The 15,169-nt window shown below is 40.4% G+C and carries 16 protein-coding genes; 13 read left to right on the top strand and 3 right to left on the bottom strand.

What is annotated here, in order from left to right:
* Positions 1–99 precede the first annotated feature (99 nt).
* The 5 genes from VRHSUH10_RS07080 (at position 100) to VRHSUH10_RS07060 (ending at position 3,733) form a co-directional block, all read left to right on the top strand.
* Complete coding sequence (locus VRHSUH10_RS07080; protein WP_105089979.1) at positions 100–678, top strand: cob(I)yrinic acid a,c-diamide adenosyltransferase; 579 nt, start codon at positions 100–102, stop codon at positions 676–678.
* A gap of 29 nt (positions 679–707) precedes the next feature.
* A complete protein-coding gene (locus VRHSUH10_RS07075; RefSeq protein ID WP_105090039.1) occupies positions 708–1,847 on the top strand; it encodes a hypothetical protein in 1,140 nt (379 codons plus the stop codon).
* Positions 1,848–1,919: 72 nt separating this feature from the next.
* A complete protein-coding gene (locus VRHSUH10_RS07070) occupies positions 1,920–2,297 on the top strand; it encodes a GerW family sporulation protein (protein WP_005384862.1) in 378 nt (125 codons plus the stop codon).
* 259 nt (positions 2,298–2,556) lie between these two features.
* On the top strand, positions 2,557–3,015 hold the full coding sequence (locus VRHSUH10_RS07065; RefSeq protein ID WP_060924853.1) for an OmpH family outer membrane protein: 459 nt from the start codon (positions 2,557–2,559) through the stop codon (positions 3,013–3,015).
* A gap of 196 nt (positions 3,016–3,211) precedes the next feature.
* The gene (locus tag VRHSUH10_RS07060) at positions 3,212–3,733 is read left to right on the top strand and encodes a nitroreductase family protein (RefSeq protein ID WP_105089978.1); all 522 of its coding nucleotides are present in this window, start codon (positions 3,212–3,214) and stop codon (positions 3,731–3,733) included.
* A gap of 123 nt (positions 3,734–3,856) precedes the next feature.
* On the opposite strand, the gene VRHSUH10_RS07055 is transcribed toward VRHSUH10_RS07060, so the two are convergent.
* The 3 genes from VRHSUH10_RS07055 to VRHSUH10_RS07045 form a co-directional block, all read right to left on the bottom strand.
* Positions 3,857–4,144 carry a cupin domain-containing protein gene (locus VRHSUH10_RS07055; RefSeq protein ID WP_105089977.1) on the bottom strand — a complete coding sequence of 96 codons (288 nt, stop codon included), beginning with the start codon at positions 4,142–4,144 and terminating at the stop codon, positions 3,857–3,859.
* 254 nt (positions 4,145–4,398) lie between these two features.
* A complete protein-coding gene (locus VRHSUH10_RS07050; RefSeq protein ID WP_060924851.1) occupies positions 4,399–5,064 on the bottom strand; it encodes a hypothetical protein in 666 nt (221 codons plus the stop codon).
* A gap of 1 nt (position 5,065) precedes the next feature.
* On the bottom strand, positions 5,066–6,022 hold the full coding sequence (locus VRHSUH10_RS07045; protein WP_105089976.1) for a DUF1858 domain-containing protein: 957 nt from the start codon (positions 6,020–6,022) through the stop codon (positions 5,066–5,068).
* Between the two features lie 544 nt (positions 6,023–6,566).
* Between VRHSUH10_RS07045 and VRHSUH10_RS07040 the strand changes: the two genes are divergently transcribed.
* The 8 genes from VRHSUH10_RS07040 to VRHSUH10_RS07005 all read left to right on the top strand — a co-directional run bounded on the left by VRHSUH10_RS07040 (position 6,567) and on the right by VRHSUH10_RS07005 (position 15,076).
* Positions 6,567–6,782, top strand: coding sequence for a plasmid maintenance system killer protein (locus VRHSUH10_RS07040; protein ID WP_233187091.1), 216 nt, complete (start codon positions 6,567–6,569; stop codon positions 6,780–6,782).
* Positions 6,783–6,799: 17 nt separating this feature from the next.
* On the top strand, positions 6,800–7,663 hold the full coding sequence (locus VRHSUH10_RS07035; RefSeq protein WP_105089974.1) for a HigA family addiction module antitoxin: 864 nt from the start codon (positions 6,800–6,802) through the stop codon (positions 7,661–7,663).
* Positions 7,664–7,838: 175 nt separating this feature from the next.
* Positions 7,839–8,999, top strand: a complete 1,161-nt coding sequence (gene sfsA, locus VRHSUH10_RS07030) for a DNA/RNA nuclease SfsA (RefSeq protein WP_105089973.1) — start codon at positions 7,839–7,841, stop codon at positions 8,997–8,999.
* Positions 9,000–9,367: 368 nt separating this feature from the next.
* On the top strand, positions 9,368–10,183 hold the full coding sequence (locus VRHSUH10_RS07025; RefSeq protein WP_105089972.1) for a hypothetical protein: 816 nt from the start codon (positions 9,368–9,370) through the stop codon (positions 10,181–10,183).
* Between the two features lie 19 nt (positions 10,184–10,202).
* Positions 10,203–11,009: a hypothetical protein gene (locus VRHSUH10_RS07020; RefSeq protein ID WP_105089971.1), complete on the top strand. Its 807-nt coding sequence runs from the start codon at positions 10,203–10,205 to the stop codon at positions 11,007–11,009.
* Positions 11,010–11,073: 64 nt separating this feature from the next.
* Positions 11,074–12,069 carry a virulence RhuM family protein gene (locus VRHSUH10_RS07015; RefSeq protein WP_105089970.1) on the top strand — a complete coding sequence of 332 codons (996 nt, stop codon included), beginning with the start codon at positions 11,074–11,076 and terminating at the stop codon, positions 12,067–12,069.
* Between the two features lie 87 nt (positions 12,070–12,156).
* A complete protein-coding gene (gyrA, locus tag VRHSUH10_RS07010) occupies positions 12,157–14,628 on the top strand; it encodes a DNA gyrase subunit A (protein ID WP_105089969.1) in 2,472 nt (823 codons plus the stop codon).
* A gap of 76 nt (positions 14,629–14,704) precedes the next feature.
* Entirely contained in the window at positions 14,705–15,076 is a 372-nt protein-coding gene (locus VRHSUH10_RS07005; RefSeq protein WP_105089968.1) for a hypothetical protein, read from the top strand.
* Positions 15,077–15,169: the final 93 nt, after the last annotated feature.

Genomic DNA, 15,169 nt, shown 5'->3' with positions numbered 1-15,169 from the left:
GAACTTGTTATGCGTGCAAATGCACTAATAGCAAGTTCTTTTTCTTTTCTTTTGTATATATATATTGTAAAATAAAGGTATATGAACGGAGGTATATCTATGAAGGCCTATGTACAAGTTTATACCGGCGAAGGCAAGGGCAAAACGACCGCTGCTATCGGTCTAGCTATCCGCGCCATCGGTGCTGGCAAGAAAGTCCTCTTTTTGCAATTTATGAAATCTAAAGTATATAGTGAACATACTATTTTACCTACCTTAAAGAATTTAACCTTGGAAACCGTGGGCAAGCCATTCTTTATCATCAAAGAAGGGATGAAGAGCAAGGATGAACTCGCTAAATGGGGCGATGAAGTCGTTGTCTTTGAATCTGGCAATCCGCCAAAGGATTATGTAGCGCTCATCGAAAAAGGCTACGAACGTGCACTAGCTGCTATCAGCAGTGGTGAGTACGATCTCGTGGTTCTAGATGAATATAACATGGCACTCTTCTTTGAACTCATTACATGGAATAAAACAAAGGCTTTGCTCGATGCTCGTCATCCAGAAACGGAACTCGTATTTACGGGCCGTGGGGCTCCTCAAGAATTAATCGATGAGGCGGACCTTGTAACGGAAATGAAAGAGGTCAAACATTACTACCTTCAAGGCGTAATGGCTCGAAAAGGTATTGAAAACTAATCATAGGTACACCTAAGGAGGTGATGTGGTTGAGTACAGTGGCTATTGTGGCCCTCGTTATTGTGGCCATCATTGCAGCACTCATCTTGATTATCCTACTGACACCAATCACATATAGCATCGAAATCAACGGACGCTCGCCATATCGTGGCGAGGTGCGCGTCAAATGGCTGTGGCGTGTATTTTCACTGCATCTAGCGTATTTGCAGGACAAACCATTTTTTAAGGAATTATACATTTTGGGCATGCTCAAGATTGGTCCTGTGAAAGACTATGAAGAATGGCTTGAAAATCGCGTAGAAGAAGAATACCAAAAGGTGATGGACGATGATGGCGACATGTCGCAAGCGGAAGCCTTCGCCAAGGCGATGCAAGGGGGCGGACAAGGTCCTTCTGCAAGTTCTAGCGGTACTAGCTTTGATGATTTGAAGAGCGCTCAGCGCTCTGACGCTACCTTTAGTGATGAAGAAGCGCCAGGGGCTGGGACTTCTCAAAAGCCAAATGAGCGCATAGAACGTCCTGAACAAGCTTCTAAGGATATGGATGCACAAGCTCGTGCTGATCGGTATGACTCCATTCAGCAAGACCCAACATCCCATATTCAAAGCGATGATGAAACGGTAAGTCGCGTTACTTTCAACAGTGACGGTTCCATTAAGGAAAAGGTATTTACGAAGGTGAATGACCTCAAAACGACGGTGAAACAACGTTTTGAAAAGCCAGATCCAAACGATCCAGTGGCATCATTCAAGTCTAAAATTCCTACATTCTGGTTCATGAAACATGTAACAAATACAGAATTGTGGCACCAGCTATTCCTTGTTTCAAAACGATGCTATGACCACTCTAAACCACGCGATGTGGCCATAGAAGGTCGATTTGGTATCGGTGACCCATATCGCATGGGGATTATCGCATCTATGCTATATAGCATTTGGCCAGAACAAGCTGAGAACATCGAACTCGATTATGTAAACTGGGCCGGTGAAGGTAGCGGCCACATTAAAGGTCGCATCATTTTAGCTGTTATGGCTTGGCATGGCACAAGATTTTTGCTATCTAAACCAATGCGTTCCCTATTGGGCGAAGGTGCTCGCGTCTTCTGGGTTAAACGGAAGGAAGCTAAGCAGTTAGAAAAGCTGAAAGCCGAACAAGGTCAAACAGCGTAAGGATATATTAAGTCAACTAAGTACATGAGCTAACATAGCAATGATACTTTCACAAAAAGCGGAGGTACTGTGATGGAGAACAGTAATGTAAAAGAGAATTTGGAAGTCCTATTCGAGAAATTCAAAAATATGATTAAGGTGGAAACTGTAGTAGGCGAAGCTGTGCAAATCGGCGATACTACACTTGTTCCATTCGTAGACGTAACATTTGGTTTCGGTACTGGTACAAACCACAACACTGCTAACAAAAATCACGAATGTGGTGGCGGTGGCGGCGGTGCCAAAATGGAACCAAGCGCTATCCTCGTTATTAAAGGTGAACGCATCGAGTTGTTCAACATTAAAGGCAATCCTTACAGCAGCAGCTTCGATCGTCTTATCGGTTTGGTGCCTGACCTCGTGTCCAAATTGAAATCCGATAAATACATTTATTTGAACGATGAACAATAATTCGGGGACGAATTATAAATACTAGGTGAAAGCCGTAATACCCACATGTGTGCTCTGAATATGTCCGTAACGACTGCGATTATAGCTTCAGGGCATGTCTGTGGGTATTATTTTAACTTCTATAGACTTTCATAAGCAGTTCATAGGGCTTTATTATGCTATGTAACATAGTCTTGTGAAAGTTAGCGAGATTTGTTATAGTAAAAATAGTACACTATTGGATTGTATAGTGACACTTTTATTTCGAGGAGGATTTCAGATGAAATTATCTAAAAAATTAACTACCCTAGCTATCGTTGGTGCTATGTCTGCTACTGCTGCAGTAGCAAGTGCTGCTAACATTGGCTTAGTAAATATGAGCCAAGTAGTAAATAGCTACCCTGGCTATGGTGCATTAGATATGAAAATGCAACAAGTAGACGCTCAATACCGTCCACAAATTGAGAAAAAAGTACAAGAAATTGAAAAAATTCAAGATCAAACTCAAGCAGAAGCTGAATTCAATAAATCCGTAGCTCCATTGCTTCAAAAAGAAAATGATGAAATCAACAAAATTGCTCAACCTATGATGCAAGCAATTCACAATGCAGTTGAAACTATTCGTGTTGAGAAAAAAATGGATGTAGTATTGGATGATCCATACACAATCCGTGCGGCTGACGCTAACAGCAAAATCGAGAACATTACTAACGAAGTAATTAGCCGTCTTAAAAAATAATACTGGCTAAAAAAATAATATGAAATGGCCCCTTGTCTGATTTCAGACAAGGGGCTTTTGGATTTAAAGGACTTTTATAGTAAGATAGAGAAATATATTAACAGAAATAGTCTGTATAGAGATAAGATATTGTAGGTTATATATAGGTGTTTTCTTTAAAATAGATTAGCTTATTTCAAATAAGGAGTGAGATCTAATGAAAGATTTTAAAGCATTAGCCACAGAGAGGTATTCAGTTCGAAAATTTGATACGAAGCCCGTTGAGCAAGAGAAGTTAGATATCTTGTTAGAGGCAGCGAGATTAGCACCTACAGCTCATAATTATCAGCCGCAACGCTTACTTGTGCTGAATACGACAGATAGTCTTAATAAACTAAAAGACTGTACTAATGGTCACTTCAATGCGCCGTTGGCTATTATTGTGTGTTATGATAATGCAGTGAGTTGGAAGCGGGAATATGATGATGCGGATATGGGTGTTGTAGACGCTAGTATTGTAGGTTCTCACCTCATGTTTACCGTGGCGGATATAGGCTTAGGAACAACTTGGATTGCTCATTTTGATCCCCGTAAAGTACGAGCAGCCTATGCTTTGCCTGATAACATCATACCTGTAGCGATATTTCCAATCGGTTATCCTCATCCAGATTGCGTACCGGCACCGGGCCATACAAAACGCTTTGATGTAAGTGACTTTACAATCTATAATTCCTTTTAATTTCTTTAAAATGTAAGCTTTATAAAATGTAAGCACTACAGAATTTAAGTAATACAAAAAGGGCGGTTAATCAATTACGATTAACCGCCTTTTCTAATAGTGTTTGTAGGTTCTGTTAGTATTTTATTCAGGTTTGTGGATAAGGTTTACTACGAATTCGCTGTCTTCTACAAGTATTGCTTGGATGTAGTTGTCGCCGTTGAATTCTAATACTTGGCCTGGTACAAGTACGTGTTCTTCAGTTTCGTTAAGGAATACTTGTACTTTACCTTTTACTACTGTAAAGATGACATTTGCTTCTGGGTGATTGTGTTTTTCAACTTGTTCACCAGCTTTGCCGCCTTTTTTTACGATTACATAGTTAGGACCTTGGAATAATAAACCTAATTCTTGATTAACTGTGCCTGCCATAATAGACCTCCTAATTCTAGCTTTTTATGTTTTGAAAGCTGACGCTATCACTTAATTAAATTAATTTGTGTAATTACCTTATGTTTACATTATAAATGATATTGCTTATCAATGCTGTGCCTATAGCTACAGTTTTGAAAGAAATATATATTAAATATAGATTTAAAATGGGCGCAAAAACGAACGAAAGTATTTTCATTCGTTTTTGCGCCCGTTTTCGTTCGTTTATAGTCTCTAAACAAACGAAATATTATTTATTTTTTCTTAATTGTATATAAACGTGTGCCGTTTTCTTCAGTCGTTACAAGTTCAAAGTTAGGATCTACCGCTTTTACAAAGGCTTCGAACCATGTTTGGTACGCAAGTGCCATGAACTTAGGATCAACGCCTGCTGTACGCCAGTAGCCTGCTTGTAATCTGTGATCGCCAACCCATGTGAATTCGTCAGGGCTTTCAGAAACAACTTGGTCACCACCATCGCAAGGCATGCCATTTACGTAGAAGTTTTGCAACGCATTGTAAATTGCTGGAGCTGTGTGTTCTTCAAGGTTATCTTGTGCCACAACGCCACATGCTTGGCCTTGTACAGCAAACGCATCAAGAATAGCTGTTACTACGTTCACCGCTTCGTCGCCGGAGTTAGTGTCGAGCAAATCTTTGATGAAAGCTGCTTCGCGAACAGATGCGATGTTGATTTGGTTGGACAACCAGCCATGGATATTGCCATGGTCGATGATGTTCTCTAGTGGAATGCTAGGGTTGATTGGCTCGCCGTATGTATCTACGGAAATAGAGTGTAATTCCTCTGCCAAATCATCAACAACTTTAGTTGTTTTTTCTAAAATTAAGTTTTCACGCTCAACGAGCAATTGAATTTTACGATATAACCAATAATGGATGTGACCTAAGAATGCGGACATATTAAGCTCCTTTTCGTGCAGTTTCTAATTTTTGAACTAAATCGTATACATTAACACCGTGAATTTCTGCAGCTTGCCACAATGGTTCAGCTGTAGAAGATGGGCAACCAAGGCAACCCATGCCGATGCTTTGTAATACAGGCACAACGTTTGGATATGTATCAACGATGTCGCGAATGATTGTGTCTGGTGTGATAGGAGCACCTGCTTCAAGGCGTGGTGCTTCTGGTTCTGGATCATTACCATGACCAGGCAAGAACACAGCTGGTTCGTCGGATTTGCTTTCAGCTGGAGCACCTTCAAGGTCGCCCAATACAGCCGCTTTGAAAGCCTCTAAACCAATGCGGTCAATGAATTCGCCCATACGTTCAATTTGTGCGTTTTCTTTATAGTATGCGATAATTCGATCTACTAATGCAAGAGCTTCTTTTTCAGTTGTTACTTCTGCGATGAGGTCGCCGATGCGTGGATGTGCACCGCCGCTACCGCCAGCGTATACATTCCAGCCCTCTACAGTACCAATAATACCCACATCTTTCATGCGGCTTTCAGTACAAGAATTAAGACAACCGGATACGCCGATTTTCATTTTGCTTGGCATTTCTTGAGACAAATATTTGCGTTCAATTTGCATGCCAAGATGTACGCTATCTTGTTTAGCACGTTTACAGAATGTAGTACCTGGGCAGATTTTTACGCTGCGCACGCGGTTAGAAACAGTGTACGCTGGCTCCATGCCGAGCATTTCCCAAGCTTTATCTACGTCTTCTGCTTTCAAATTCGTAATCATAATGCGTTGGCTGCCAGTCAATTTAAGAACGGCGCCGAACTCATTAGCTACGTCGATATATTTTTGTAATTGTTCAGGTTGAATGAAACCTGCAGGAACGCGAGGTGTAATTGCATAACGGCGTTGACCGTTTTTAATGCGTTGTAAATTTGCTGCAATTTGTGCCATATTAAATCCTTTCTCGAGCCCTCTCTGCGGAGAATAGTGGCTAAAACTACTTAGTTAATCTATGTGATTCTTTGTTTGTAAAATATATACGCCGTTGGGTTTTGTGAAAGCTTCGCACGTATACGAACAGCGTGATGAGATCAACTAGGCGATGCCTCATCAAAACCCGGCGTAACGATCAGTACGGGTATTAAATACTGACCTGATGTTCCTAGTATAAACTATTTTAACACGTAATAATGTAACCTAAGCTACAAAAATGAAAAATTTCAATATTAATTATTAATAGCATACATGATTTTTGATACTACATAGTGTTATTAAATTTACCCAATTGGTAAATTATATATTTACATTTGTATTTGAAGAGGTATAATAGAATTAACCTACTAGGTAAATTATTATAAATGGCCATTTATATTGTATTAACCATTCACTATGATTTGAGAGAGTCGGTGACATATTGGATATACGATATAAGAATAATAAGATACGTAAGGTATGTACAGAAGCAAGATTAGCGCGAAGAAAATATGGGCTTTCCATGGCGGATTTATTAGAGGTAAGACTTAAGCAACTTATAGTAGCATCATCTATAGATTGGTTAGTTAAGAAACGAATTGGTCGTTGTCATCCTCTATATGGTGATCGATTAGGACAATATGCTATGGACTTAATCCAGCCCTATCGTTTAATTTTTACTCAATATGGTAATACTGTAGATATTGTAGAAATTCAAGAAATTGTAGATTATCATTGATTAGGAGTGCAAGTAGTATGAAAATTTATAGGAGTAAAACCTTTACAGCAGTCCCTCCAGGGATGACTATTAAAGAAGTACTGGAAGATCATCATATGACTCAAAAAGAATTAGCTGTACGCTTAGGGTTAAGTGAAAAACATATTAGTAAATTAATTAATGGAGAAGTGCCTCTAACACAAGATGTGGCTATACGTTTAGAACGTGTTTTAGATATTGAGGCTAGTTTTTGGAACGGTCTAGAAGCTGCATATAGAGAAGCTATCTTAAAAGTAGAGTATGAAAACTCCATTGATGAAGAAATCAATTTTGCTAAGCCTTTTGGTTATGCTAAATTAGCACGTTTAGGTATCGTGCCAGAAACGAAAAAGGCAGCGGAGCAGGTTAATAATTTACAAAAGTTTTTTGAGGTAGCTTCTTTAAAGAATGTAGATAATGAAATGGTTATGCCCTTAGTATATGAAAATATTAAGGATATGGAGCCAGCTAAAAAGAGTGCGATTTATACATTGGTACAAATCACGAAAGGACAGGCACGTTTTGTGGAGGTCAATCCTTATGATGCGGAGTTGCTAAGAACATTTATACCTAAAATTGAGGACCTTAAGAGCGAACCATTAGCTGGTGTGAAAGAGCCTCTTAAGGATATGCTAGGAGCCTGTGGTGTTATTATCGTATATTTGCCAATTCTTGATAATATAACCTCCACATGTATTACATATTCCAAAGGAAATTCCATTGTTCTGGGGATACCAACGGAAGACACTGATGGTTTTTGGAAGTTATTAGGAGAAGCCCTACATAATTTGGCAGAACGTGATTATCAACGTAGCAATCGAAAATATCGCAACAATGATCCTGTAACTGTAGTGAATTATTGAGCCATATTTTGATAAGTTTTTAAATGCCTCTTTTGGTAAGTTTTTAAGGGCTTATAGCACTTGTTAGAGGTTCCCATTAACGTAAGGACTTTCATAGTACGATGTATAGGATTCTTATCCTGTAACAAAATAGCGTATAATAGACATATAGAATATTACTGATATAGGAGATACAATGAAGGTCCTTTACGATACAATTTTGAAAGCAACATATACTGGTCGCCCGAACCGTTTTGTGGTGACTTTAGATTTAAATGGTGAAAGCGTACTCGCTCATTTGCCAAATCCTGGGCGCATGTGGGAGCTCTTATTCACCGGTGTAACGATGTACATTGTGCCTCACGATAAGCCTGATGCAAAGACAAAGTACCGCGTAGTGGGCATCGAGCGCGATGGTGTCGTGATTATGCTCGATACGAACTATAGTAACGATGTAGCGCAGCATTTGATCGAAAATAAATTAATCCCTGGTTGGGAGGAATGGCGCGTTGTAAGACGAGAGTATACAGTTAAACTACACGGTACATCATCACGCTTTGACTTGCTCCTCACCAATGATAAGGGCGACGAGTTCTTGCTAGAGGTCAAGTCTTGTACGCTATTTTCCAAGACAGGCGCCATGTTCCCTGATGCCATAACAGAGCGAGGCCGTAAACATTTATTACATTTGAAAGAATTGCAAAACGAAGGTTACCATACAGGTGTCTTATTCCTCGTACAATGGGACCAAGCGCAGTGGTTCTTGCCAGACTACCATACAGATTTGGAATTTGCTAAAACCTTTAAAGAGATAGCCCCTTCTTTAGATTGGAAAGCCGTTGCTGTGGCGTGGGATGAGACTTTCACCATGCCTACTGTAACCCATGAATGTTCCTATCCAAGTAGCATCCTCGACACAGAGGCTCACGATAGCGGCGTGTACGTGATGGTCATGCACCTCGGCCATGATCTTGACCTTGAAATCGGCTCTAAAGGGATGATGCATTTCAAGGCGGGTTACTATATGTACGTAGGCTCTGCGAAGGCGAACTTAACGAAACGCATTGAGCGCCACAAGCGAAAACGGAAGAAAATGCACTGGCATCTAGACTATTTCCGCGGTCACTGCGAAATGATTGCAGGCCTGCCGATTCGAACTAGCTGGGATGATGCGGAATGCGCTCTCGCTGATGCGGTCCGTGGCATTGCCGAATGGGACGTGCCTAAATTTGGATCCTCTGACTGCGACTGTAACAGTCACCTATTTGGGATGACGGAAAATCCTATTCATAACAAAGCGTTCATGGATGTAATAGAGAACTATCGAATGAATAAATTGGATGCGCTAGTTAAGTGATTGTTGTTAATGGCGAATAACCGAAAATAGTATGGATGGGGCCCGAATACAAATATGCTAGATTGTTAAAAAAGGGATTCCATTATCTCTTCGCTCCATAGTGACCTAAGTCGCTCATCAATAAGGGAAGCCCTTTTTTATTACGTTATATGTGAGTCTGTCCCATCCATACCTATGTTTTCTATTAACTAGTTGCTTCAACTATTAACAACAAAAGCCCTTTTCCTTTCGCATGGGGCGAGGCCCCTGATGGGGAAAGGGTGTGAAGTAGAGTATCAACAATCAGCTGATGTTATCAATGATTGTGTCTGCATATTTGATATGAATACTTGATACAAATGGGGAAAAGGAGAGAGGTGTGGTTGTGTATGCCTGTGTTTGTTAGGTTTGTGTTGTTGGTTTTGGTGTGTGTTTGTAGTGTTGTATTGGGTGGTTGTACTTCTTCTCGGTTAACGACGCTCGATGCTGAGCCGTATACGCCGGATGATGTAAAGGCAATGGTTGAGAAGCGTTTTGCGTCGTATCATCCGCGTCTAGTGTTGCAGGCTTCTGAGGTTGTTACTACAAAGCCTTATAAGCACTATGAATATACGTTTTTTGATGAGAATAATGGCATTGTCTTTACTGCGCGTGCTTCTGTTGAGGTTCCTCAGTTGCCTATTCCTGGTGGTCAACGGGTTACGAACGCAGAGTATAGGTATGCAGAGGCTTATTTAGATCGCTTGAATAGTGAGGTAGCACTGCTTGCTGCAAAGTATAGATTTCAGGTAGCTAATAATGAGGAGCGCAAAGCGCTAATGGATGCTAAGATTATGCGAAAAGAGGATAATAGTACGGTGCCTTTGTTTGAGGAAGGGGATTTTATATTTCTTAATCAAACATCGAATGGCGCAGGTGTCGTAGGTATGTTACGAGACATATATTCTCTATATAAACCTAATGGTGACGAGACCTTAGTAAGTAGCGTGTATGGCCGTAAGGTTAGCTTTTACTATTTACCAAATGGTGAAACAGACAAGAGCAAGGCTCTGTACCTAATAAGTTTTAAAATTAGAGGGCGGGAAGATTGGCGAGATACCTTAATGAGTGGTGTTGGTTATCAAGATAAGAGTTCTGAGCAGATTGAACGAGACATAATTACCGTTGTTAATCGGGAAATACAACAGGCTGTGCGAGGAAAATAGGTCAGGGAGAGGTGTATCTATGAAGCAGTTGATTAGGTATATATCATTAGTTGTTGTGTGTATTTGTACATTTTTATTGAGCGGTTGTTCTTTTGTGTGGACGACGGAGAATGGTGATCCTGCGACGCCAGAGGATATCAAGGCTAGCGTGGAAAAGGAGTTCGCTGTTGTTCATCCTAATCTTGTTCTCCAGTCCTCTGTAGTGGAACAGGAAAAACCATTCCAGCGAAATGTGTATGTCTTTTATGATGAAAGCAACGGTTTTTCTTTCACTACGAATTCTGTGGTGCAACGCCCAACCTTACCGGTTCCAGGTGGTGAAAGATACACGAATGCTAATTTTGCCTATTCACAAGAGTATTTAATTCATTTGAACGCTGCTTTGGTGGAACGTGCTAAGCAACATGGCCTGCGAATGGCCACACATGAGGAAGTTTTAAAGCTAAAGAAATCTGAAGCAACACGTGTAGCAGGTACTAATCAGATACCTCTATTTAGATCCAATGAAATTATCTTTGTAGATAAGTATGTAACGGGTGAAGATATTCTAACCTTTATGAAATCCATATATAGCGAATATAAACCGCAAGATAATCCAGCACTGTTACATCCTCGTGCTGATAGAAGCGTTGGTATTTACTATTTACCTAAAGAGGAAGCGGACAAAACAAAAGCCGAGTATTTGATAGGTTTTCGATTTATGGCAAGGAATGATTGGAAAGAAACTATGTTAACCGGAATTGGCAGTACTGGTAATGATACTTCAGGTGTGGAACGAGACTTTGTTAAGGTCTTGGACCATATGATATATCATGCAGCTCATTAAATAAGAAGCAGGAATAGCTTAGAAGTATGAAATAAAATGAGATATAAATATAGAGGGGAATTATATGACATCTTTAGAAAATGCGATTACAGGAAATGTTATTGTATATCAAGCAGAGAATGAATCTGTTTCCACGAATGTACTATTCAAAGATGAAACATTTTGGATGACACAAAAAGATATGGCAAAACTATTTGATGTTAATATACCTGCTATTAGTAAGCATCTGAAGAATATATTTGAAAGTGGAGAACTAGTTATATCAGCAGTTATTTCCAAAATGGAAACAACTGCTGAAGATGGTAAAATTTATCAAACTAATTTTTATAATCTTGATGCTATCATTGCGGTAGGTTATCGAGTAAATAGCAAAAAGGCAACTCAATTTCGAATTTGGGCGACAGGAGTTTTACGGGAATATATTATCAAAGGTTTTGCTCTTGATGATGTTATGCTAAAGAATGGACGTTCATTTGGACACGATTATTTTAAAGAATTGCTACGAAGAGTCCGCTCAATTCGCGCTAGTGAACGACGCATATATCAACAAGTAACAGATATATTTGCTGCGTGTGCAATCGATTATGATGCACAATCACCTATTACTAGAGAATTTTTTGGAACGATACGGAATAAGTTTCATTATGCTATTACTGGTCAAACTGCTGCAGAGATCATTCATAGTCATGCAGATGCTACAAAGGATCATATGGGATTGACTACGTGGGAATCTGGACCGGAAGGGCGGATTTATAAAAAAGATGTAATTATAGCCAAAAATTATTTATCCGTTGAAGAAATTGAACAACTTGAGCGAACGATATCCTCATTTTTTGATTATATAGAACGTATTATTGAACGACGTGAAACATTTACTATGAAAGCTTTTATTGAAAGTGTTGATAAGTTTTTAGATTTTAATGAGTATCAAATCTCAAGAAATAAAGGACTTATTTCTATGACACAAGCACAGAAGAAAGCTGTTAGTGAATATGAAGTATTTAATACACAGCAGAAGGTAATTTCTGATTTTGATAGATTTGTGAAAGAACACAGTTAATAATAAAGGGTTTATAGCCTTTAGCCCTTAAAAATGCTATAATATTATGATGTATTATAATCAGTGTTAGTAAAATGAGGTGAGATTGTGGCAGACCAACAATGGTCCCACGGGAATATTCATCCCGTTCAGATTGATAAAGAAATGAAGAACGCTTATATCGATTATGCGATGTCCGTAATCGTAATGCGTGCTCTTCCAGATGTGCGTGACGGCTTGAAACCAGTTCATCGTCGTATTTTGTACGCGATGCACGAAACAGGCATGACGCCAAATAAACCGTACAAGAAATCCGCTCGTATCGTCGGTGACGTACTCGGTAAGTATCATCCACATGGTGATAGTTCCGTTTACGACGCGACTGTACGTTTGGCGCAAGATTTCAATACGCGCTACCTCTTGGTAGACGGCCATGGTAACTTTGGCTCCATCGATGGCGATAGTGCTGCTGCGATGCGTTATACCGAAGTACGTATGGCAAAAATTACGCAAGAAATGCTTGCTGATATCGACAAGGAAACTGTTGATTTCATGCCGAACTATGATGAAAGCTTGCAAGAACCAACAGTATTGCCAGCGAAGATCCCAAATCTTCTCATCAATGGTTCCAGCGGTATCGCCGTAGGGATGGCGACAAATATTCCACCGCACAACCTTAACGAAGTATGTAATGGCCTTACAATGCTCATCGATAACCCAGAGGTAACTGTGGACGAATTGATGACACAAATCAAAGGTCCAGACTTCCCGACAGGGGCGCTCATTTTGGGCCGGGAAGGTATTAAAAAAGCGTACTCCACAGGTCGTGGTAGCGTAAAAATGCGCGCTCGTGCAACCATTGAAGAAATGGCGAAGGGCAAGCATAAAATCGTAGTGACTGAGATCCCATACCAAGTTAACAAGGCTCGCGTTATCGAAACAATTGCGAATTTGAGCCGCGACAAGGTAATTGATGGTATCACAGCACTTCGCGACGAATCTGACCGTCAAGGTATGCGCATCGTTATCGAATTGCGCGCTGATGTGCAACCAGATATCGTACTTAACAAATTATATAAACACACTCAACTTCAAGAATCTTTCGGCGTGATTATGTTAGCCCTCGTAGATGGTCATCCTCGCGTATTGAATTTGAAAGAAGTATTGGGTTATTACTTAGATCATCGCCTTGATGTTATCGTACGCCGTACACAATTCGAGCTTAACAAAGCCGAAGCGCGTGCTCACATCTTGGAAGGCTTGTTGATCGCCCTCGACCACATCGATGAAGTGATCGCTACAATCCGCAGTTCCCAAACTGACGAAATTGCACGTAACGCATTGATGCAAAAATTCGGGCTTTCAGAAAAACAAGCAGTAGCCATCCTCGACATGCGTCTACGCCGTTTAACAGGCTTGGAACGCGAAAAAATCGAAGAAGAATACAAGGAATTGTTGGCATTGATCGAAGATTTGAAAGCTATCTTGGCTAGCGAAGCGCGTCAACGTCAAATCATCAAAGAAGAACTAGAAGATATGAAGAAGAAATACGGCGATCCTCGTCGTTCTGAAATCACAATCGATACGTCCGACCTTGATGTAGAAGACCTCATCGCTGACGAAGAGATGGTTATTACCTTGACTAAACAAGGTTATATCAAACGGATGAACGCGAACGTATATCGCAACCAACATAAAGGTGGCGCTGGCGTTATCGGCATGAAGACGAAGGAAGACGATTATGTAACGCAAATTATGCATGTTCGTACGCATAATACATTGTTGTTCTTCACGTCCACTGGCCGTACATACCGCCTGAAAGCATACGAAGTGCCAGAAGCAGGTTCCCGTAATTCTCGCGGTACCGCTATGGTTAACGTGTTGCCACTTGCTGTAGGCGAATCTGTTACAACTATGATCGACCTTGAACGTATCCATGAGGATGTAAACTTATTCATGGTTACTGAGTTCGGCGTTGTAAAACGTACAGCTATCGAAGAATATCGCAACATCCGTCGTTCTGGTCTCAACGCTATCAACCTCGACGAAGGGGATCACTTGATTTCCGTTAACGTAACGAATGGTAGCCAAGACATCTTGCTAGGTACTAAATTGGGTATCGCTATTCGTTTCAGTGAAAGTGACGTACGTCTCATGAAACGTGCGGCTCACGGTGTACGCGGCATTAAACTTAATACTGGCGACGTAGTTGTAGGCGCAGGTGTTCTTAATGCTGATGAAAGCGAAGCTCAAGTGTTTACAATCTCCGAAGAAGGTTTCGGTAAACGCAATGATGCGGAAGCTTACACATTGCAAAAACGCGGTGGTAAAGGTTCTAAGAACTTCAAGATTACGAACAAGACAGGTGACGTAGTTGCCGTAGAAGTAGTTCATAACGATGATGAAGTTATGCTTATCTCTGAACAAGGCAAAATCATCCGCTTCAACATGAACGATATTGCTGTGAAGAAAGGCAAAGCTATTTCTGGTGTAAAAACACAAAACCTTGATGAAGGTGATAAAGTAGCTAGTATTGCTGTTATTCCAGGTGCTGAAATCGAAGACGAAGAAGCAGAATAATTTGTATTAATAGTATATGTAAGAAACTATGGGCGGCCATCTTAGATGGTCGTCTCTAGCGTTAAGGAGTTTAGATATGAAAAAATGGTTAGCTGCTATGTTTGCAGCAGGGGTTTTATTCTTAGGCGGCTTTGGTCAAGCTAGTGCTGCTGATTGGTACTACATCGATGCTGATGCTGACGATGCAGCATGGTTCATCGATAATGCATCTGTATACAAAACAGATGATGCGGCTACAGTACTTGTTAAAATTAACAATGTAGAAGGCTTCACATACATCTATACAGTGCGCATTGACCGTAAAGAAAAAACATGGACAGAACTTGATACAACAGTATACAGCGCTGCAGGCGTAGCACTATTGTCCAGCAAAGAAGCACAAAAACCTACAAAAATTGAAGAAGATACCATGGGTGCGGAAGTTATGAAGGCCCTATGGGGTAAATAATCCAACAATTTAATAGAAGCTTATATTCGCTCTGTTTATTTAGATACTCAGAACGTATTTGGCCCCGAACTATCCTGAAAGCCTCCATAGTGA

Source organism: Veillonella sp. T11011-6 (genome assembly GCF_002959755.1).
Taxonomy (GTDB): Bacteria; Bacillota; Negativicutes; order Veillonellales; family Veillonellaceae; genus Veillonella.
Note: the sequence above shows the minus strand (reverse complement) of the source record. Positions and strands in the feature narration are given on the sequence as shown.